General features: G+C 46.4%; 18 protein-coding genes. 17 read left to right on the top strand and 1 reads right to left on the bottom strand.

From position 1 onward, the window contains the following. The first annotated feature begins 328 nt into the window (after positions 1 to 328). From B5D59_RS07300 to B5D59_RS07235, 14 genes are all read left to right on the top strand, one after another. Positions 329 to 1,429, top strand: a complete 1,101-nt coding sequence (locus B5D59_RS07300; protein WP_078817458.1) for an endospore germination permease — start codon at positions 329 to 331, stop codon at positions 1,427 to 1,429. A gap of 20 nt (positions 1,430 to 1,449) precedes the next feature. Next, a complete protein-coding gene (locus tag B5D59_RS07295; RefSeq protein ID WP_078817457.1) occupies positions 1,450 to 2,904 on the top strand; it encodes a spore germination protein in 1,455 nt (484 codons plus the stop codon). Further along, positions 2,891 to 4,042 carry a Ger(x)C family spore germination protein gene (locus B5D59_RS07290; protein ID WP_078817456.1) on the top strand — a complete coding sequence of 384 codons (1,152 nt, stop codon included), beginning with the start codon at positions 2,891 to 2,893 and terminating at the stop codon, positions 4,040 to 4,042. The genes B5D59_RS07295 and B5D59_RS07290 overlap by 14 nt, the downstream gene beginning before the upstream one ends. 400 nt (positions 4,043 to 4,442) lie before the next feature. Then, positions 4,443 to 8,117, top strand: coding sequence for a nitrate reductase subunit alpha (locus B5D59_RS07285; protein WP_078817455.1), 3,675 nt, complete (start codon positions 4,443 to 4,445; stop codon positions 8,115 to 8,117). Then, the gene (gene narH, locus B5D59_RS07280) at positions 8,107 to 9,717 is read left to right on the top strand and encodes a nitrate reductase subunit beta (protein ID WP_009766335.1); all 1,611 of its coding nucleotides are present in this window, start codon (positions 8,107 to 8,109) and stop codon (positions 9,715 to 9,717) included. The genes B5D59_RS07285 and narH overlap by 11 nt, the downstream gene beginning before the upstream one ends. Next, positions 9,710 to 10,279, top strand: a complete 570-nt coding sequence (narJ, locus tag B5D59_RS07275; protein WP_078817682.1) for a nitrate reductase molybdenum cofactor assembly chaperone — start codon at positions 9,710 to 9,712, stop codon at positions 10,277 to 10,279. Before narH ends, narJ begins: the two co-directional genes overlap by 8 nt. Next, complete coding sequence (gene narI / locus B5D59_RS07270; protein ID WP_009766333.1) at positions 10,272 to 10,967, top strand: respiratory nitrate reductase subunit gamma; 696 nt, start codon at positions 10,272 to 10,274, stop codon at positions 10,965 to 10,967. Before narJ ends, narI begins: the two co-directional genes overlap by 8 nt. A 30-nt stretch (positions 10,968 to 10,997) precedes the next feature. Next, the gene (locus tag B5D59_RS07265) at positions 10,998 to 11,477 is read left to right on the top strand and encodes a GAF domain-containing protein (RefSeq protein WP_078817454.1); all 480 of its coding nucleotides are present in this window, start codon (positions 10,998 to 11,000) and stop codon (positions 11,475 to 11,477) included. Further along, positions 11,458 to 12,540, top strand: a complete 1,083-nt coding sequence (locus tag B5D59_RS07260; RefSeq protein ID WP_078817453.1) for a sensor histidine kinase — start codon at positions 11,458 to 11,460, stop codon at positions 12,538 to 12,540. Before B5D59_RS07265 ends, B5D59_RS07260 begins: the two co-directional genes overlap by 20 nt. Further along, entirely contained in the window at positions 12,521 to 13,171 is a 651-nt protein-coding gene (locus tag B5D59_RS07255) for a response regulator (protein ID WP_009766330.1), read from the top strand. The genes B5D59_RS07260 and B5D59_RS07255 overlap by 20 nt, the downstream gene beginning before the upstream one ends. Before the next feature lie 16 nt (positions 13,172 to 13,187). Then, entirely contained in the window at positions 13,188 to 13,721 is a 534-nt protein-coding gene (locus B5D59_RS07250; protein WP_078817452.1) for a hemerythrin domain-containing protein, read from the top strand. A gap of 70 nt (positions 13,722 to 13,791) precedes the next feature. Continuing rightward, positions 13,792 to 15,306, top strand: a complete 1,515-nt coding sequence (locus B5D59_RS07245; RefSeq protein WP_009766328.1) for an MFS transporter — start codon at positions 13,792 to 13,794, stop codon at positions 15,304 to 15,306. Between the two features lie 42 nt (positions 15,307 to 15,348). Further along, positions 15,349 to 16,368 carry a ThiF family adenylyltransferase gene (locus B5D59_RS07240; RefSeq protein WP_078817451.1) on the top strand — a complete coding sequence of 340 codons (1,020 nt, stop codon included), beginning with the start codon at positions 15,349 to 15,351 and terminating at the stop codon, positions 16,366 to 16,368. Positions 16,369 to 16,381: 13 nt separating this feature from the next. Further along, positions 16,382 to 16,903 (top strand): MogA/MoaB family molybdenum cofactor biosynthesis protein, encoded by a 522-nt coding sequence (locus tag B5D59_RS07235; protein ID WP_078817450.1) that lies wholly within the window; start codon positions 16,382 to 16,384, stop codon positions 16,901 to 16,903. Between the two features lie 142 nt (positions 16,904 to 17,045). Here the strand turns inward: B5D59_RS07235 and moaC are convergent, their stop codons facing one another. After that, entirely contained in the window at positions 17,046 to 17,537 is a 492-nt protein-coding gene (moaC, locus tag B5D59_RS07230; RefSeq protein WP_078817449.1) for a cyclic pyranopterin monophosphate synthase MoaC, read from the bottom strand. Positions 17,538 to 17,597: 60 nt separating this feature from the next. Here moaC and B5D59_RS07225 point away from each other — a divergent pair, with 60 nt between their 5' ends. From B5D59_RS07225 to B5D59_RS07215, 3 genes are read left to right on the top strand one after another with little or no spacing between them, the layout of a single operon-like run. Then, complete coding sequence (locus tag B5D59_RS07225; protein ID WP_078817448.1) at positions 17,598 to 18,854, top strand: molybdopterin molybdotransferase MoeA; 1,257 nt, start codon at positions 17,598 to 17,600, stop codon at positions 18,852 to 18,854. Then, positions 18,842 to 19,336, top strand: coding sequence for a molybdopterin-guanine dinucleotide biosynthesis protein B (gene mobB, locus B5D59_RS07220; protein WP_078817447.1), 495 nt, complete (start codon positions 18,842 to 18,844; stop codon positions 19,334 to 19,336). The genes B5D59_RS07225 and mobB overlap by 13 nt, the downstream gene beginning before the upstream one ends. Then, positions 19,323 to 19,763 carry a molybdenum cofactor biosynthesis protein MoaE gene (locus B5D59_RS07215; RefSeq protein WP_078817446.1) on the top strand — a complete coding sequence of 147 codons (441 nt, stop codon included), beginning with the start codon at positions 19,323 to 19,325 and terminating at the stop codon, positions 19,761 to 19,763. The genes mobB and B5D59_RS07215 overlap by 14 nt, the downstream gene beginning before the upstream one ends. Positions 19,764 to 19,765: the final 2 nt, after the last annotated feature.

Here is a 19,765-nt window from a genome sequence, read left to right as displayed (position 1 = left end):
ATTAAGAGAACTATAGTGAATGATCTTCCAAAAATAACAGGTTGAACAGAAATAGAGTCCAAGCGTGGAATACGTGTGTGTAGCTTTAAAAGAGGTTTTGCACCCTTCATTACTCAATTTCGAAGTCTGTGTTGAAAGAGATTTACCTTTTTTCATCTCCACTTACTTTCCGCATTACAATGGAGGATACATAGTAACGGATCAATATCACTTTTTTACCGCAACCGCCGATGGTATTTCCGCGAATAATTCAGGACATACTTGCTTATAATCCCTCTTATTCATGTCAATGATAAACGGTATTAACATATGACAGAGGGTTTTTACTATGAAACATACGGGTTCAATCAGTATGCTGCACATAATATTTCTAGCGATGACAGTTATCGGTTTGAAAAATCACGTCACAATTATTCCGGCGATTTTAAATGTCGCCAGTAGGGATGGATGGATATCTGTACTGTCAGCAACATTGGTTTTATTACCATGGATCGTACTGCTCTTATATATTCATAAAAAAACAAATATGGAGCCGATGAAAGTTTGGCTAAGACAGAAAGTCGGCAAAGTCGGTTCATCTGTTTTCGGGTTTTTGCTCGCCATTAGTCTTTTGGTGCATGCCTCATTCACGACAAGTGAAATGCTGCAATGGATCAAGTACACATTTTTGAATGATACGCCATCCTTCGCTCTACTGATTTTTTTTACGATTCTTAGCGTCTTGCTGATCACAACGTCCATTCAGACGATTGTCATGATAAATGTATTTGTTTTGGTGGGTGTTGTTGCTTTTGGTTTTTTTGCTGCTTTTACGAATTTGCAAGTAAAAGATTATGTATTGCTGCAGCCATTTTTTGAACACGGATTTGATCCTGTACTGAAAGCGATGGTGTACCCTGCTTCCGGACTGATCGAACTTATGTTACTCCTCTTTCTCCAACATAAAATAAAAGATCGGATTCACTTTAGACATTATCTGATCATGTTCTTTATTTTGACGGGACTGACGCTGGGACCATTAGTCGGTGCGATTACGGAGTTCGGGCCCAGTGAGGCAAATGAACAACGTTTTCCGGCTTATGAAGAATGGGGACTCGTGCAAATCGGGCGCTATATCGAACACCTTGACTTTTTCTCGATTTATCAATGGATTACAGGTGCGTTTATACGAGTTGGATTCATGTTATACATCATCGTCGACTTATTTAATCTGAATGGGAATAAGAAAATGATCTGGATATATATTGCACCGGCATTCTTCTTTATCAGCTTAGCGTTATTGCAGATGAGTGGAAGTACATTCGATGAGATCAAAGGAAAATACATGTTGCCGATTACCTTTATTGTGTATTTTGCTTTTTCGCTGTTTCTCGCGTCGGTTGCCTTTTTTTCAGGTAGATCATCAAAGAGATTGAAGCATGAGATGTAAGCTGGAAAGGGTGAAAAAGTATGCAACCTGCCGATACGAACGATTATTCGGAAACATTGAAACAATTATTTCATAAATCTGCCGATGTCCAGTTTCAGGTCTATACGTTTAATCAGCGTAATGTGCTGTTTATTACCTGTGAAGCAATGATCGATCAACACTTATTAAATGACGTAATTGTTGAACGCATTCAGCTTTTCTTCAATGCACTTGAAGAGTTGTCCTTTGAAGAGGCAGTGTCAAGTCATTTACACATTCCGGCATTAAAAAAAGTAGAAGACACGGATGAGATGATAACTGACGTATACGCCGGAAATGTTCTTCTTTATTTTGAAGACTATAATGTCATTTACTCGAGTTCTATTTCCAAAAAGCCAAACCGTAATACGGAAGAAACGAGCACAGAAGTAGTTGTGAAAGGACCGAGGGACGGATTTATTGAAAATATTTCCACCAACATTGCCTTAATTCGGAAACGGCTGCCTACAAATTCACTGTGCGTTGAAAAGTTCGAAGTAGGAAGAAGGACAAAAACAGCGGTTGCTGTCCTTTATTTTGACGATATTGCAGATAAAGAAATTCTTAAAGGCATAAAGGAAAAAATAAATAAGATTGATATTGATATCCTCTTTAGCGGGAATATCCTAATGGAGCACTTGGATAAAAAGTCTTATTTATTCCCGAAGCATGACTATACCGGAAGACCGGATTTTGCCATTCAACACCTGGCAAGAGGAAGATTCGTTATCCTCATCGACGGTGTCGCCTATGGGGTGATTATTCCGGTGAATGTATTTCTACTCTTTAAAACGGGTGAGGATAATGAGAATTCAGTTGTTTATACCTCACTTGGGCGATTACTAAGGTTGGTCGGTCTTTTTATAGGTGCGTTCCTTCCCGCGTTCTGGCTGGCCTTGACGACGTTCCATCAAAACCAGCTGCCCTCACAATTGTTAGCAACAGTAGTGCAATCGCGTACGGGGCTTCCATTGCCATCAGGCCTTGAAATGATCCTCATGCTTTTTATATTCGATTTATTTCGTGAGTTCGGTTCACGGGCTCCTGCTGCAATCGGCGGAACAATATCAGTTGTCGGTGGCTTAATAATCGGTGACGCGGCCATCCGGGCGGGGGTTACAAGTCCGGCAATGATTGTCGTCATAGCAAGCTCAATCATTGCATCCTACACCTTAGTGAACCAAACACTGGTTACGACCGTGAGTATATTAAGATATTTTTGCATCCTATTAACATCTTTTTTTGGGCTGGTCGGGCTTTTACTCTCGTTTCACTTTATTGTTCTTCATGTAGCCAATATGAGAGTGTTTGGCGTTCCGTATTTGTCTATTGCGGGAGATTTAAGTTGGTCTAAGATTATCAAAACATTATTTCGACCCCCGGGTAAATACTACACAGAGCGCCCGCAAGATTTAAATCCCAAAGATAAAACGAGGATGAAACATGAGAAGAAATAAGTGGATTGTTCTTAGTTTACTACTAGTTGCTTTGCTTTCTGGTTGTTGGAATCGAAATGAACCAGAACGGATGCTTTATGTGTATGGTCTCGGTATTGATTATAAAGATGGTGAGTATAATGTATACGTCCAAATTATTGATTTTAAAAGAGTGGCAAAATTAGAACAACCGAATACGGATCCTAACCAATCAGAAACAGGCTTTGCCACTGGTAAAACAATAGCCGAAGCAATCTTCAATGTATACAATTCAGCGGATCAAAGGATTTATTGGGGTCAGCTCACTTACGTCGTCCTCTCTGAAGAAGCGTTGAAAAATGGCGCCATGCAAAGTGCTATTGACACTTTTCTTCGTTATAGAGAGACAAGATATCAAGTTTTGCTGTACGGCACGGCTGATTCCGTAAAAGATGTATTGTTAACAGTTCCTATTGTAAATACGGCCATTACATTGTCAAGATTAGGGGATCCTAAGAATACGTATGACCAATCGTCGTCTGTCGAACCAGTTGATATACGCAGAATGATTATCGGATTAAATGAACCGGGTCACGAAATGGTTATTCCATATATGGAGGTTTCCGAAAACTGGGAAACGGTAACAGGCAAGGATCAAATAGCACAGCTTGCAGGGGGTGGGTTAATTACCCCGAAAGAATTTAAAGGATTCCTGGATATAGAAAAAATATCTGGATTGAGGTGGATGAATGAGAAGACGCAAAGAGGAGAAGTCACGTTTTCGTTAAACTCGGGAGAAGATTTCATGACAGCTGTGTTACAGAAGATAAAAGTGAAAGTAACGCCTGTTGTCGAAGGCGATTCCGTGAAATTCGACATTGACGTTCGCATGATAGGAGAAGTAAGCGCCATTCCTATAAAAATAAAGAAGGATGAAATCAGAAAAAAAGCAGAACAAGAAATAAAAAAGCAAATCGAAGAAACCTACAAGGAAGCATTAAAATTAGATGTCGATATTTATCGATTGTCCGAATATTTATATCGGAAGGATGTCAAGGCGTGGAAACGACTTCAAGATAAAGGGAAAGTTGAGTTATCAGACGATTCAATACGCACACTGAATGTTAAAATAACCGAACTTAATTCGGATAGAAAAACATTTACTGAAAAAATTAGGTAGCGCAAAGATATGCTCCCAACACTTCGCTTATGCTCGAAAAAGCCGTCCAACGTTACGGCTTTTTCTGCGGGTAGTGCTGAACATGGAGAGATTATAGTTATATGAGTCTCAGAATGATTCGGCAGCTGATAGAGTCAGAGCTTTCCCTAATCGAAAATTGTGAAGTTTAACTTTCCCATGGGGAAATAGGGGAATCCCTAATGGTGAACGTCCAGAAAGCGCGTATAATTAAGGAATATAAAGAGAACTTGATGGAAATAGTTTGATAGTTACGTTAGGTGGAAACTTAATTAGGGAATACCCTTACCAAAATTCGGATTAATTAATTTATTTTGGGGTAAAAAGTTAAGTATGACTGTGTTCTTTATTGCGACATTCTGAGAAGGAGTGGAAATGTTCGATGAAAAAGAGATTTGGACTGAATTATTTTAAACCTGTCGAAAGTTATTCTGGGAATTGGTCAGTATTGGAGGAAAAGAACCGTGATTGGGAAAATATGTACCGTCAGCGCTGGTCGCATGACAAAGTAGTGCGTACAACGCACGGCGTGAACTGTACAGGGTCCTGCAGCTGGAAAGTGTTTGTCAAGAACGGCATCATCACCTGGGAAAACCAGCAGATCGATTATCCTTCCTGTGGTCCGGATATGCCGGAATTTGAACCGCGCGGCTGTCCCCGAGGCGCATCATTCTCTTGGTATGAGTACAGCCCGCTTCGGGTGAAGTACCCCTATATTCGCGGGAAATTATGGCGTATGTGGAATGAAGCGCTACAGGAAACGAAAGATCCGGTGAAGGCTTGGACGGCTATTGTTGAGGATCCGGTGAAGTCAAATGAATATAAGAAAGCACGCGGTAAAGGCGGGCATGTCCGGATCCATTGGCGTGATGCGACGATGCTGATCGCGGCGCAGCTCATTTATACTGTGCAGAAGTACGGCCCAGACCGTGTAGCAGGGTTTACCCCTATCCCGGCCATGTCGATGGTCAGCTATGCATCCGGCGCGCGTTTCATTTCATTATTAGGCGGAGAAATGCTGAGTTTCTATGACTGGTATGCGGATCTGCCGCCATCCTCCCCACAGATTTGGGGCGAGCAGACGGATGTTCCTGAATCGAGTGACTGGTTCAATGCAGGCTACATCATCATGTGGGGCTCGAACGTACCGTTAACTCGTACGCCAGACGCACATTTCATGACAGAAGTCCGCTATAAAGGAACGAAAGTGGTTTCAGTGGCACCAGACTATGCGGAAAATGTAACGCACGCAGATGATTGGATCGCAGCAAATCCAGGTACGGATGCGGCAGTTGCGCAGGCAATGACACACGTCATATTGGATGAATTCTATCAGAAACGTAAAGAACCGACTTTCTTAAATTATGCGAAGCAATATACGGATATGCCGTTCTTGATTCTATTGGAGCCTCATGAGGATTCCTATAAAGCCGGAAGATTCTTGCGTGCCAGCGATTTGGGTCAGCAATCTGAGCATGCAGAATGGAAACCGATGCTATTCGATGAAGCGAAAGATGAAATTATTGTACCGAACGGAACGATGGGGCAGCGCTGGGAGAAGGAAGTAAAGTGGAACTTGCAGCTTGAAAATGAAGACGGGACGTACGTGGAACCGGCACTGTCTGTCGAAAAACATGGAGCGGAGTGGCAGAAGATCCATTTCCCTTATTTCGATCAGAAAGGTAACGGTACATTCAAACGACCGATCCCTGCAATGAAAGTCCAGTTTGCAGACGGAACGGAACGCTTGGTGGCGACAACGTATGACGTCATGTTAAGCCAATACGGCGTCAATCGAATCGGCAGCGAGCTCGAAGCGACTGGGTATGATGATGTTACTTCTATATATACCCCAGCTTGGCAGGAATCAATCACGAACGTCAAACCTGAACTGGTCACGCAAATCGCGATGGAATTTGCACAAAACGCGATTGATACGGGTGGACGTTCGATGATCATCATGGGGGCGGGAATCAATCACTGGTTCAACAGTGACACGATTTACCGGGCGATCCTGAACTTGGTCACGCTGACGGCATCACAAGGCGTCAACGGCGGTGGCTGGGCGCATTACGTCGGTCAGGAGAAATGCCGTCCGATTGAAGGGTGGAGCACGATTGCGTTTGCGAAAGACTGGCAAGGGCCGCCGCGTCTGCAAAATGCAACGTCATTCTTTTATTTTGCAACCGATCAATGGAAGTACGAAGAGGCAGGTGCCGATACGCTCATGTCACCGCTCGGGGGCGAAGCGCGATACAAACATCCGGCGGACTACAATGTACTTGCTGCGCGTCTTGGTTGGCTGCCATCCTATCCGCAGTTTAATAGAAACAGCTTAATGCTCGTTGAAGAAGCAGCGAAACAAGGTAAGACCGAAACAAAAGAAATCGTCGGTCATATCGTTGATCAGCTGAAGTCAGGAGAGTTGCAATTTGCGGCAGAGGATCCGGGAGCACCGGAAAACTTCCCGCGTTCACTGTTCATCTGGCGCTCCAATCTCATCTCCAGTTCAGCTAAAGGTCAAGAATATTTCATGAAACATCTACTCGGCGCTTCCAGCGGTTTACTGGCCCGTCCGAATGAAGACATGAAACCGGAAGAGATGGTTTGGCGAGATGAAGTGGAAGGCAAATTGGATTTAATGGTCGCATTGGATTTCCGGATGACGGCAACACCGCTATACGCCGATCTCGTCTTACCGGCAGCCACTTGGTATGAAAAAGTAGATTTATCGTCTACGGATATGCACCCATTTGTCCACCCGTTTAATCCAGCGGTCAATCCACTATGGGAATCCCGTTCGGACTGGGATATTTACCGGACGATCGCCGAAACGTTCTCGGAATTGGCGAAAATTCATTTGCCGGGTGTCTATAAGGACCTCGTTACTTCACCATTGGCACATGATTCGGTTCAAGAGATCGCACAGCCATTTGGCGAAGTGCGCGACTGGAGTAAAGGTGAAATTGAAGCAATTCCGGGCAAAACAATGCCAGGCATGACCATCGTAGAACGTGACTTTACAAAAATCTATGACAAGTACGTTACGCTTGGACCTTTATTGTCAACAGGGAAAACCGGAGCGCACGGTGTCAGTTTCTCCGTGGCAGAGGAATACGAACTGATGAAAGGCATCAATGGTATATACGAGGACGACACGATCAAAGACGGCCTGCCGAAACTTTATACGGCAAAACATGCGGCAGAGGCCATGCTCACGCTGTCTTCAGCAACGAATGGCCGGGTCTCACAGCGTGCATTCGAAGCGGCCGAGCAAGATACGGGCGTCGAGCTGAAGGATATCTCAGCAGACCGGGCGGCCGAGCGCTTCACATTTGCCAACATTACCGCCCAGCCTCGCGAAGTTATTCCGACACCGGTATTTAGCGGGTCGAATAAATTGGGACGCCGCTACTCGCCGTTCACAACGAATATCGAACGGTTGGTTCCGTTCCGGACATTGACCGGCAGACAGCACTTCTACGTGGACCATGAATTCTTCCTTGGATTTGGGGAAGCGTTGCCTGTCTACAAACCGACACTGCCGCCTTTCGTCTTTGCGGATCGGGACGCGGAAATTACCGGAGGTCAGGATGCACTCGTATTACGTTACTTAACGCCGCACGGTAAATGGAACATTCACTCCACGTATCAAGACAATCAGCATATGCTGACATTGTTCCGTGGGGGTCCGACAGTCTGGCTATCGAATCTGGACGCTGAAGAACACGGCATCGACGATAACGATTGGCTGGAAGTTTATAACCGGAACGGTGTCGTCAACGCACGTGCGGTTGTCAGTCACCGAATGCCGAAAGGGACCATGTTCATGTATCACGCACAAGACAAGCATATTCAGATGCCGGGCTCGGAAATTACCGAGCAGCGCGGGGGAAGCCATAATGCACCTACGCGTATTCACATGAAGCCGACTCAAATGGTGGGCGGCTATGCTCAGCTCAGTTATGGATTCAACTATTACGGACCTATCGGAAATCAGCGAGATGTGTATGTCGCGGTCCGCAAGATGAAGGAGGTCAACTGGCTTGAAAATTAAAGCGCAGGTTGCAATGGTAATGAACTTAGACAAGTGTATCGGGTGTCATACGTGCAGTGTGACGTGCAAGACGACTTGGACGAACCGTGAAGGTGCCGAGTATATGTGGTTCAATAACGTTGAAACGAAACCGGGTATCGGTTATCCGAAACGTTGGGAGGACCAGGAGCTTTATAAGGGTGGCTGGCAATTGCGAAAGGGGAAGCTAGAACTGAAATCGGGTTCCAAGCTGTCCAAGATCGCACTCGGTAAAATCTTCTACAATCCGGATATGCCAGAGATGAAAGATTATTATGAGCCATGGACGTATGATTACGAAAAGTTGACGGCCGCGCCGGATCAAAAGCATACACCGGTCGCTCGTGCGAAATCTGTCGTTACAGGCGAATATATGGATCCCGAGTGGGGCCCGAACTGGGAAGACCAGTTGGCTGGTGCGCATATTACAGGACCGACTGATCCGAATATCGAGAAAATTGAAGAAGAAATCAAGTTCAATTTCGAACAAGCGTTCATGATGTATTTGCCTAGACTATGCGAACACTGCCTGAATCCGAGTTGTGTGGCTTCTTGTCCTTCCGGTGCGATGTACAAACGTGACGAAGACGGCATCGTGCTAGTTGACCAGGAAGCTTGCCGTGGCTGGCGTTACTGCATGACAGGTTGCCCGTATAAAAAAGTGTATTTCAACTGGAAGACGAATAAAGCCGAAAAATGCACATTTTGTTTCCCGCGTGTGGAATCGGGATTGCCGACGGTTTGTTCTGAAACTTGCACAGGGCGTATCCGTTACCTCGGCGTCTTGCTATATGATGCGGACCGCGTACAGGAAGCGGCTGCTACGCCCGATCCGAAAGATTTGTATCAAGCGCAGTGTGATTTATTCCTAGACCCGAACGATCCTGAAATCATCGAGCAGGCGATCAAAGACGGGATTACAGAAGACTGGATCCAAGCGGCACAAAATTCACCTGTTTATAAATTAGCAATCGAATATAAGCTGGCTTTCCCATTGCACCCGGAATACCGGACGTTGCCGATGGTGTGGTATGTACCGCCGCTTAGCCCGATCATGAACTATTTTGAAGGAAAAGACTCCATCAAAAATCCGGATATGATCTTCCCGGCTATCGAAGAAATGCGTATTCCGCTCCAGTACTTGGCGAATATGCTGACGGCGGGGGATGTAGAAACGGTGAAAGGTGGCTTACAGCGTATGGCGATGATGCGTTCCTATATGCGTGCGATTTCTTCCGGCAAGGAATTTGATGAGACAAAGCTTGAGCGTGTCGGCTTGACGGCGAAACAGACGAAGCAAATGTATCGTTTGCTTGCGATTGCCAAATACGAAGATCGTTTCGTCATCCCGACTTCCCATAAAGAGGGGCAGATGAACGTCTACCGCTCGCAAGGTTCCGCCGGGTATGACAGCATGGGCACATACGGTGAACAAGTGCCGAATCAAAGCCCGTACACCTATTCTGTGATGGGCGCGGACGGTGCTTGTGATGGCTGCGGGCCTGCGTCTCCAGGGGCTCCTGTGAAGACAGGCAAGGAAATATACGAGGAGAATTTCTATGGGGGGATCTGGCGTGATTAATCTCGACCTCTTATATGAAAAGAAAAAAATTTTCGGTTTCTTCTCCAATCAACTGAATTATCCCGAAAAACTAACGTTTCATCCGAATATGTGGGAAGAATTTGTAACACCCGACACAGCAGGTTATGAAGACTTGCAAACGTATTGGGAAGCTATGAAGACGTATAGTTTGGATGAAATTGAGGAGCTGTACACATACACATTCGACTTCCAAAAGGATGCCACGCTTTTTATGACATTTGTGAAATTTGAGGACTCCAAAGAGCGAGGACAAATGCTGGCGAGATTGAAAGTGCTGTATGAAATGTTCGGTTTGAGTATGCCGGATGAAGAACTGTCTGATTTACTTCCGTTGATGTGCGAATTTATCTACGCAGCCGAATGGAAGGGTGATCCGCGAGCGCAGCAAAGCTTTTCCATGCTGCTAGCGGTCATCGAAGACGGGACCTACTTCTTGATGAAGGCGCTAGAAAAGTATGAAAGCCCTTATTTCTATTTGATTCGGGCGCTGCGTGAAACATGTAAATCGTGTATTCAACGGGAGGTTTCTGCCAATGACTAGTCAATTTCTATGGGTCATTTTTCCTTATATCTGTATGGCAGTATTCATTGTAGGACATATTTTTCGCTACCGTAACGACCAGTTTGGCTGGACGGCGAAATCCAGTGAGTTTATTGAGAAGAAGCAATTGATGATCGGCAGCTTGCTGTTCCATATCGGGATTTTCCCGGTAATCTTGGGACATGTCGCGGGGTTAGGAATTCCGATGGAGTGGACACGGGCGATGGGTATCAGTGACCATATGTACCATCTCGGAGCGGTATGGGGTGGCGGTTTCTTTGGTGTCGTGACGCTTGTCGGAATGATCATCTTGACGTCTCGCCGTTTTACGAAGTCGAACGTTCGGAAATTATCATCCACTTCCGACTTGATCGTCAACTCGTTGTTGCTGTTCATCGTGTTCATCGGTGTATACAGCTCATTGATCACCAATAATATAACACCGGGATTTGACTATCGTGCAACTATTTCCGTATGGTTTCGCTCGTTGCTTATTTTCCAGCCGGAAGCTGCGTATATGGCCGCTGTGCCGATTGCGTTCAAGTTGCATATTTTAACCGGGTTCCTCATTTTTGCGATGTGGCCGTTCACACGTCTGGTGCACGTCTGGAGTGTGCCGTTGAATTATGTAGGCAGAAGTTATATTCTATATAGAAAACATCAGCCGACGAAAAACACACCACGGTGAGCGGATGATGAGAAATAGGAGATCATGTCTATGAAAGGACAACAGAGCTTTAATTTCCAGTCGGCCATCGAACAACTCAGAGAGACATTTCAGCTTGACTTCGTCGGGTTGGCGCTTGTGGATATCAGTAAGAAACGTCATGAATTGAAGTGGCGTTATGTCAGTGGAAACTTGAGTACTCGTTATCGAAGGATCGTCCTTCAATCGGGAAGAGGAGTTGCGGGACTCGTTTTCAAGATGGGCAAACCGATTATGATTGAGAACGTTGAGGCGCAGTTGGATCCGCAAGATCTATACAACCACCCGATTGTTCTATTCGAAAAGCTCAAAAGCTTTGGAGCAATGCCATTATTCCAAGGCGATCATGTGCAAGGTGTGCTGCTCATCGGGTATCGCAAATCGAACAAAATGACGGAGGAAACATTTGAACAGTTCAAACAAGCAATCGGGACGCAATTCGGACCGTTTTACCTTAAGGAGCGAATGAAAGATGACGTTATCGAACAGTGAAAGCCTAACAAACTTGCTGCAAAAACTATATGACCGTACAACGGAAGCGATGTTCTTCTTTGCAGCTGATGGTCAAATCCTGTCGATGAACGAGGCGGCCAAGGAAATTATTGAACCCGGAATCTATAAGAAGATGCTGGAAGGAGATGCGCGTTCTATCTGCCTGACGTGCCGCGGCTATACGAGTGAAGAGGAGCAAATGACATGTGTCTCTTGTTTCATGTCCAATCCGCAAGAAACGCTGACATCATTTCAACTGTATCTTGAGACGAGAGATTTGGGCGTCTTGCCTTATAGTGCTACGTATCAAGTGATAGACAAAGAGCAACAGATCTCTGTATTGATGTTGCGGAATTTAACTCAACAAACGCAGACGCAGGAAGTATTGCACCAAAAGTTACGCATGCAGCAAGTAATTCTGGCACAAGAAAACGAACGCAAACGGATTTCCAGAGAATTGCATGACGGCGTGGCCCAAGAAATGTTGAGTTCTCTTGTGGATCTGCGCGTCTTGAAATACATGGATGTGAATGACAAGGCACTCGAAAAGCTGCGGCAGACGGAAGGGTCACTGATGCGGTTGTTAGATGAAATCCGCCATCTGTCTGTCGAGTTGCGGCCGGCTGTCCTGGATGATTTTGGCTTGGAGGCCGCGTTTCGGACGCATATTAAAGGCTTGGAAAAGAATTATGGTCTGTATGTTCATCTAGACTCGGACCTGAAGAAAAAACGTTATGAAGGTGAAATCGAAACGGTAGTATATCGAATCGGTCAAGAAGCGATTTTGAATGCAATGAAGTACGCGGAAGTGGAAGATGTGTACTTGAATTTGAAGGAAACAAAAGGGATTTTACAATTACAAGTGTTTGACGAAGGTGTGGGTTTCGACGTCAATAACTTTACGCCGCAGGGCACGGGTCTTGGCCTTTATGGAATGAAAGAACGCGTAGAGCTCGTTGGCGGAGACTTGACGATTGTATCCGGTGCTCAAACTGGAACAAAAGTCCAAGTGGAGATTCCGGTGAAGAAGGAGAGAGCAACGAATGAAAATCATAATCGCTGATGATCATGCAGTCGTCCGCACAGGATTCATGCATATCCTGAATTACCAAGATGATATGGAAGTCGTAGCGACGGCAGCAGATGGATTGGAAGCATATGAATTGGTTGCCAAACATCGGCCGGACATCATTTTGCTTGATTTGAGCATGCCGCCCGGACAAAGCGGTCTGATTGCAACAGGCAAAATACATGAGGACTTTCCTGAAACAAAGATTGTGATCTTAACGATGTACGATGACGAAGAGTATATGTTTCACGTCCTGAAAAATGGAGCGTCAGGCTATATTTTAAAAAATGCGCCTGATGAAGAATTGATCAGCGCCCTTCGTGAAGTATACGATGGTGGAACCTATGTGCATCCGTCCATGGCAACTTCGCTTGTGCGGGAGTTTGTGCAAAAAGACAGGAAACTGGCTGACGAAGATGATCCGTTCAAGATTTTATCAAAACGGGAAATCGAAATCCTGCCGCTCGTCGCGAAAGGTTACGGCAATAAGGAAATTGCAGAAATGCTTTATATCTCAGTAAAAACAGTAGAAGCGCATAAGTCGAAGATGATGGACAAACTTCATTTGAAGAATCGTCCCGAATTGGTCGAATATGCGCTGCGTAAGAAGTTTTTGAATTTCTGATAGGAGGTGAAGGAAGATGGTCAACCCGGGGTTTACGTATTCGCTGCCGGTTTTGCGTGTGCTGGAAAATGAACATCGTTTCTTATCGCATTTGATGAACGAATGGCATGCGATTGTGCTGGATTTCGAAAAGGGAATCTACTCCCGCGAGAAGGGGTTGGATGCGCTCAAGCAATTGCGCAAGTTGGTCATCGAATTCATTGATCCGTTGAAAAACCATACGGAAAAAGAAGAAGGCTATCTGTTTCCAATGCTTTCAAAGTATGTCGGAAGTGAGCAAGGTCCGATCCAGGCGGTTCAAGAGGAGCACGAAGAAATCGATGCATATATCGGTCATTTCCTTCACCATACAAGAGGAGATTTGTCTCAGTTCACACTTGAGATGATGGAAGATGTGGTGAAAGATGCAGGCGAGGCATTTGAGGTCATCATGATTCATTTCGTCAAGGAAGAAAATGTGGTGTTCCCGATGGTGGAGTCTGTGTTGCGGGCGAAAGAGCAAGATGAACTTTTTGAGCAAATATATACATCGATCTTGCCTAAGTCTTGAGCAAATAGAACGAGAGAGTAAAAGAATGTTGTGGTTGTTTAGTAATTAACTTCAGATTGGATGGATTCCTATGACACAAAAGATCCAACTGCCGCTTCAGACGGCGAATCTAGTTGTCGGTTTCATGGTTTGGGTGCTTATTTCTTCGCTGTTGCCGTTCATCAGTGAAGACATTAATATCCCGCCTGAACGTGTGGCCATCATCACAGCAATCCCGGTAGTGCTCGGTTCGATTTTACGGATACCGCTTGGCTATTATGCCAATGTGTATGGAGCACGTGTTATGTTCTTCATCAGTTTTATCGTGTTATTATTTCCTGTCTACTACATAAGTGAGACCTCAACGGTGACAGGGCTATTGATTGGCGGTACTTTGCTTGGGGTAGGCGGAGCGATTTTCTCCGTTGGGGTTACATCGCTTCCGAAATATTATCCTAAGGAAAAACATGGTTTGGTCAACGGTATATACGGCATGGGGAATATCGGAACGGCGATCACTACGTTTTCTGCACCTGTGCTCGCTATGAAGTTTGGCTGGTCGTTGACTGTCAAAATGTATCTCGTCTTGCTGCTTGTGTTCATCGCGTTGAATTTTTTCTTCGGTGACCGCAAGGAAGTGAAGGTAAAAGCACCGATTGTTGAGCAAATTAAAGGTGTTTATAAAAATGAAAAGCTTTGGTTTTTCTCGCTATTCTATTTCATCACGTTTGGTTCATTCGTGGCATTTACCGTATTTTTGCCGAATTTTCTCGTCAATTACTTTGGACTTGAGAAAGTGGATGCAGGACTCCGGACAGCGGGCTTTATCGTCGTTGCTACGTTACTGCGACCGGTCGGTGGTTGGTTGGGTGACAAGTTTCAGCCGTTATTCTTATTGATGGGCTGTTTTGCGGGTCTGACGGCGGCTTCCATTGTGCTGGCATTTTCACCTGATATCGCGCTCTATACAGTGGGCAGCATACTGATCGCGGCTGCAGCAGGAATCGGCAATGGTGTAATCTTTAAACTGGTTCCGCTTTATTTCAGTAAGCAAGCCGGTACGGTCAATGGGATTGTCTCGATGATGGGTGGTCTCGGTGGATTTTTCCCTCCATTGTTATTGGCGACGATCTTCTCGATGACAGGTTCGTATTCGATTGGTTTCATGGCGTTTTCTCAAGTCTCACTCGCCAGTCTTGTATTGGTTGTTTGGCTTTATTACATGGACCGTGTGAGTCTGTCAAAAGAAGTATTTGATTCGACAAAGCAAGGGATTCTCGTGACGAATCAGACAGGGGTCATTGTATCGGTCAATCCGGCGTTTACGGAACTGACAGGATATAGTGAAAAGGAAGTGCTTGGCAAAAGTCCGAACGTCTTGAGTTCCGGCCGGCACGAGAGAGCATACTACGATGATATGTGGCGGCAGATCGAAGAAGAGGGCGTTTGGCATGGTGAGATTTGGAACAAGAAGAAAAACGGTGAAGAGTATTTGGAGTTCCTTTCTATCAGTGCCGTGAGAGATGGAACGGGGGACGTGGTCCGATATGTCGGATCGTTCAGTGATATCAGTCCTGTTGCAGGCGAGGGCAATCGGTTTAGTTAACCGATGCCCTTGCTTCTTGTCAAATGAAAGGAAGTAGATGAAGTGGAAAATCGCTATTCGAGACAAACATTATTTCAGCCAATCGGGCAATTCGGGCAGCGCCAGTTAACGGAGGCGCATGCAGTCATTATCGGTTGCGGTGCACTCGGTTCTGCAATTTCCGAGACGCTTGTGCGAGCGGGGATCGGCAAAGTGACGCTGGCTGACCGTGATTATGTAGAAGCTTCCAATTTGCAGCGGCAACAATTATTCAATGAAGCCGATGCGAAAGGAAGCGTGCCGAAAGTGGTGGCGGCAGAACGGCGATTGCGATCGATCCGCGAAAATGTAGAAATCCGGACGGTGCTCGATCATGTGGATGGTCCCATTTTGGAAGAGATCTCCCAAGATGCTGACCTGCTGCTCGATGCGACGGATAATTTCGAGACGCGCTTGCTGATCAATGATGCGGCTTGGAAACTGAATATTCCATGGATCTATGGCGCAGTTGTCGGCAGTTCCGGCAGCGCGTTTCCTTTCATTCCGGGCGAGACTCCTTGTTTTCGCTGTCTGCTTCCAGTACTCCCTGCTGTTAATGAAACATGTGATACAGTAGGAGTCATCGCGCCTGCCGTTCAGATATCTGCGGCACATCAAAGTGCAGAAGCGTTGAAATGGCTGACAGGAAATACGTCCGCCATGCGCACGAAACTTCTGCATTTTGATGTGTGGAACAATACATCTGTCGAAGCGGGAATTAGTCGAATGAAGAACCCTGATTGTGAAACGTGTGGAAGTCATCCGACATACCCTGCGCTGCATGCGCAATCCGGCACGCAATACGCAGTGCTTTGCGGACGCGACACCGTACAGATTATACCGGATGCCGATCGCGAATTGACGGTAGCGGATGGAGTGCGTGTCGCCCGGCAACTTGGGATGAAATATCGTGAAACGCCATTTTTCGTAGAGTTCCATGCGGAGAATTATCGCTGCATTTTATTCGACAATGGTCGGTTACTCATACATGGACTGAAGGACATGCGGACTGGAAGGAAATTGTATCATTCATTATTCGGTTAAGGAGGAGCAGAATATGGAAGAATCTCATTTACCAAAGCAAGCGCGCAAGAAGTCCATTGCGGTCGCTGTATTGACGATAAGTGATTCAAGGACAGAAGCGGATGATAAGAGCGGGAAAATCATTCGGGAGAAGTTGGAGGATGCAGGGCATCAGGTGAAGGAATATGGCATCTGTTTGGACGAAGGTGAGCATATTGTGAAGCAACTATCGGATTGGTTGGCGGATTCCTCGATTCAAGCGATGATTTTCACAGGCGGGACGGGCATTGGAGCACGTGATATTACGGTGGAGATGGTAACTCCTTATTTTACGAAGCCGTTGGATGGATTTGGCGAATTGTTTCGCTTTTTGAGCTATACCGAAGATGTCGGTTCGAAGGCGTTGTTGAGTCGTGCGGCGGCGGGGGCGATTGGTTTGCAAGTGGTGTTCTTGCTTCCAGGCTCTTCGAAAGCGGTAGCGCTTGCGATGGACAAGTTGATTCTGCCGGAGTTGCCGCATATTGCGCATGAGTTGACGAAGCATTTGGAAGGTTGAGTGATTTGGTTTGGGTGTATGAGCGTGGATTCGAGGTTTATGATCGAGTCTGGGTTGTTTATGAGCGGTAATGCGGTTGTTATGATCGCGGGCTGACAGATTTTCCACTCCATAACCAAGCCAATAAAAAAACGCGCGACGTTCAGTCTGCGCGTTGGTAGTCTCCGTTTTTGCCGCCAGTTTTGTTTTGCAGCATGGTTGGTCCGATGACCATCTCTTTGCCGGCAGCCTTGCACATATCGTAAATGGTGAGGGCGGCGGCGGAAGCGGCGGTCAAAGCTTCCATTTCAACGCCGGTTACACCTTTCGTTTTGACTTCGGCTTGGATATGGACTTCGTAATGGGCGTTTTCCTCGTCAATTTCCCAATCAAATCGGACGTCGACGCCGGTTAACGGCAATGGATGGCACATCGGAATGATCGTTGCCGTATTTTTAGCGGCCATGATCGCGGCCACTTGAGCGACCGCGAAGACATCACCTTTTTTATTCGTGCCGTGGGTGATCTGTTCATGGATTGACCCGTTGACGATGATCGAAGAAGTCGCAATGGCGGTGCGCAAAGTGATTTCCTTGCCTGATACGTCAACCATCTTGGCGCGACCTTGTTCATTAAAGTGAGTGAGTTCGGACATGTTGAACATCCTTTCATTTCATTGTACTCGTTAGTATATCAAAAGAAAGAGGAGATGTAAGTGGTAGAAATTCGAAAACCTATTCAAATGGCAGAAGCTGTGGAACGCGTCATGTCACATGTGCATAAGTTGGGAACAGAAATGCTTCTTTTAGAAGATACATACGGCAGAGTGCTCGCGGAACCGATCATCGCGAAGCATGATGTCCCTCCTTTTGATCGTTCACCGTATGACGGCTTTGCGATTCGCGCGGCGGATTCAGCAGGTGCTTCAGGAGATGCTCGCAAATCGTTTCAAGTAATTGGTGAAATCGGAGCGGGTCATGTGGCGGACCGGTCGATTGAAGAAGGGGAATCCTACCGCATCATGACAGGAGCACTGATTCCGGAACAGGCGGACGCGGTCGTTATGCTTGAGCAGACGGTGGAAAATGAAAAGGGCTTCACGTTGCGAAAGCCGTTTGAAGCGGGTGAGAATATTTCACGACAAGGGGAAGACGCAAAGAAAGGTGAGCGATTGGTCGAAGCGGGGACAGTCATTCATCCCGGAACGATTGCACTGCTTGCGACGTTTGGATATTCACAAGTGCGTGTTGCGAAGCGGCCGATTGCCGGCGTGTTGTCGACTGGGACGGAGTTGCTCGACGTAGCGGATGGGTTGGTGCCGGGGAAGATCCGGAATTCCAATGGTCCGATGATCCGTGCACAATTGACGCGAATGGGTGTCGAGTCGAAATCATACGGCATGATGGAAGATGACTTGGATGCGTGTACGGAGATTGTTGAGCGCGCGCTTCAGGAGACGGATTTCCTTATTACGACAGGCGGAGTATCGGTCGGGGATTATGATTATTTGCCGGCGATATATGAGCGGCTTGGAGCGGAAGTGCTATTCAATAAAGTGGCTATGCGCCCGGGAAGTGTGACGACAGTGGCGGTGCTTGGTGAAAAGTTGCTGTTTGGGCTTTCGGGTAATCCGTCCGCATGCTTTACAGGATTCGAATTGTTTACACGTCCCGCCATCCTTTCAATGATGGGTTGCACTGCACCGTTTATGCCGCGGATCCAAGCGAAACTCGGAGATGATTTCAAGAAAGCGAATCCTTTCACTCGTTTTGTCCGGGCATCTTGGAGCATGACATCTGAGGGGATTGTCGCAACACCTGCTGGTTTCAATAAATCAAGCGCGGTGTCTTCCATTGCACGAGGCAACTGTATCATCGTCTTGCCGAGCGGAACACGCGGCTTCGAAAAAGGAATGACCGTGGACGTGCTCTTACTCGGAGCGGAGCAGGGTGTGGAGCGATGGGAACTGTGAAAACACTGCATGTCGTAGGCTACAAGAACAGCGGCAAAACGACGTTGGTCTCCCATTGGATTACCGTGCTTCAGCGTCTTGGGATGAAGGTCGCCGTATTGAAGCATCATGGACACGGAGGCGCGCCTGAGCTGCCTCCCAATCATACCGATACGGTACAATTTCTGAAAGCAGGAGCCATCTCGACCGTAGTGGCGGGTGGGGGTATGATACAATTGATTCAACAGAAAGAACATTCATTTCAAGAGCTTAAGGCACTGGCAGCTTCCGCGGAACCGGATGTTTTGCTGATAGAAGGCTATAAGAAGGAAGCCGGAGATAAAGTGGTGCTCATTCGTCATGAAAAAGATTGGGCGGAGTTGAAATCACTCTCTGGAATCATCAAAGTAGTGAACACAGAGGAAATCTTCGCAGACAAGATGGCACTGGATAACTGGCTGCAAGAATGGGTTCAGGAGGCGATGACAGATGAAACAATTTGAACTAGTGGATACACCAATCGATCCGCAGAAATACAGCGAGTTCGTCTTGCATCCAGCAGCTGGCGCAGTGACTGTCTTCACAGGGCATGTGCGCGAATGGACGCATGGCGTTCGTACATTATATCTCTCGTATGAAGCATATATTCCGATGGCGGAAAAGAAACTCGCGGAAATCGGTGAGGAGATGGAAGAGAAGTGGCCGGGCGTTCGAGTGGCGATGGCGCATCGGATCGGCGAACTGAAAATATCGGATATTGCCGTCGTGATCGCAGTTTCATCACCTCATAGAAAGGCTGCGTATGAAGCGAATGAATACGCGATCGAGCGAATCAAGGAAGTTGTGCCCATTTGGAAGAAGGAAATCTGGGAAGATGGCGAAGAGTGGATCGGTGCACAAAAGAAATATCCAGAGAAAGGGAGCAGGTAACA

This window comes from Sporosarcina newyorkensis (assembly GCF_900167515.1).
GTDB lineage: Bacteria > Bacillota > Bacilli > Bacillales_A > Planococcaceae > Sporosarcina > Sporosarcina newyorkensis.
The sequence above is the reverse complement of the archived record's forward strand: the minus strand, read 5'-3'. Positions and strand labels throughout refer to the sequence as shown.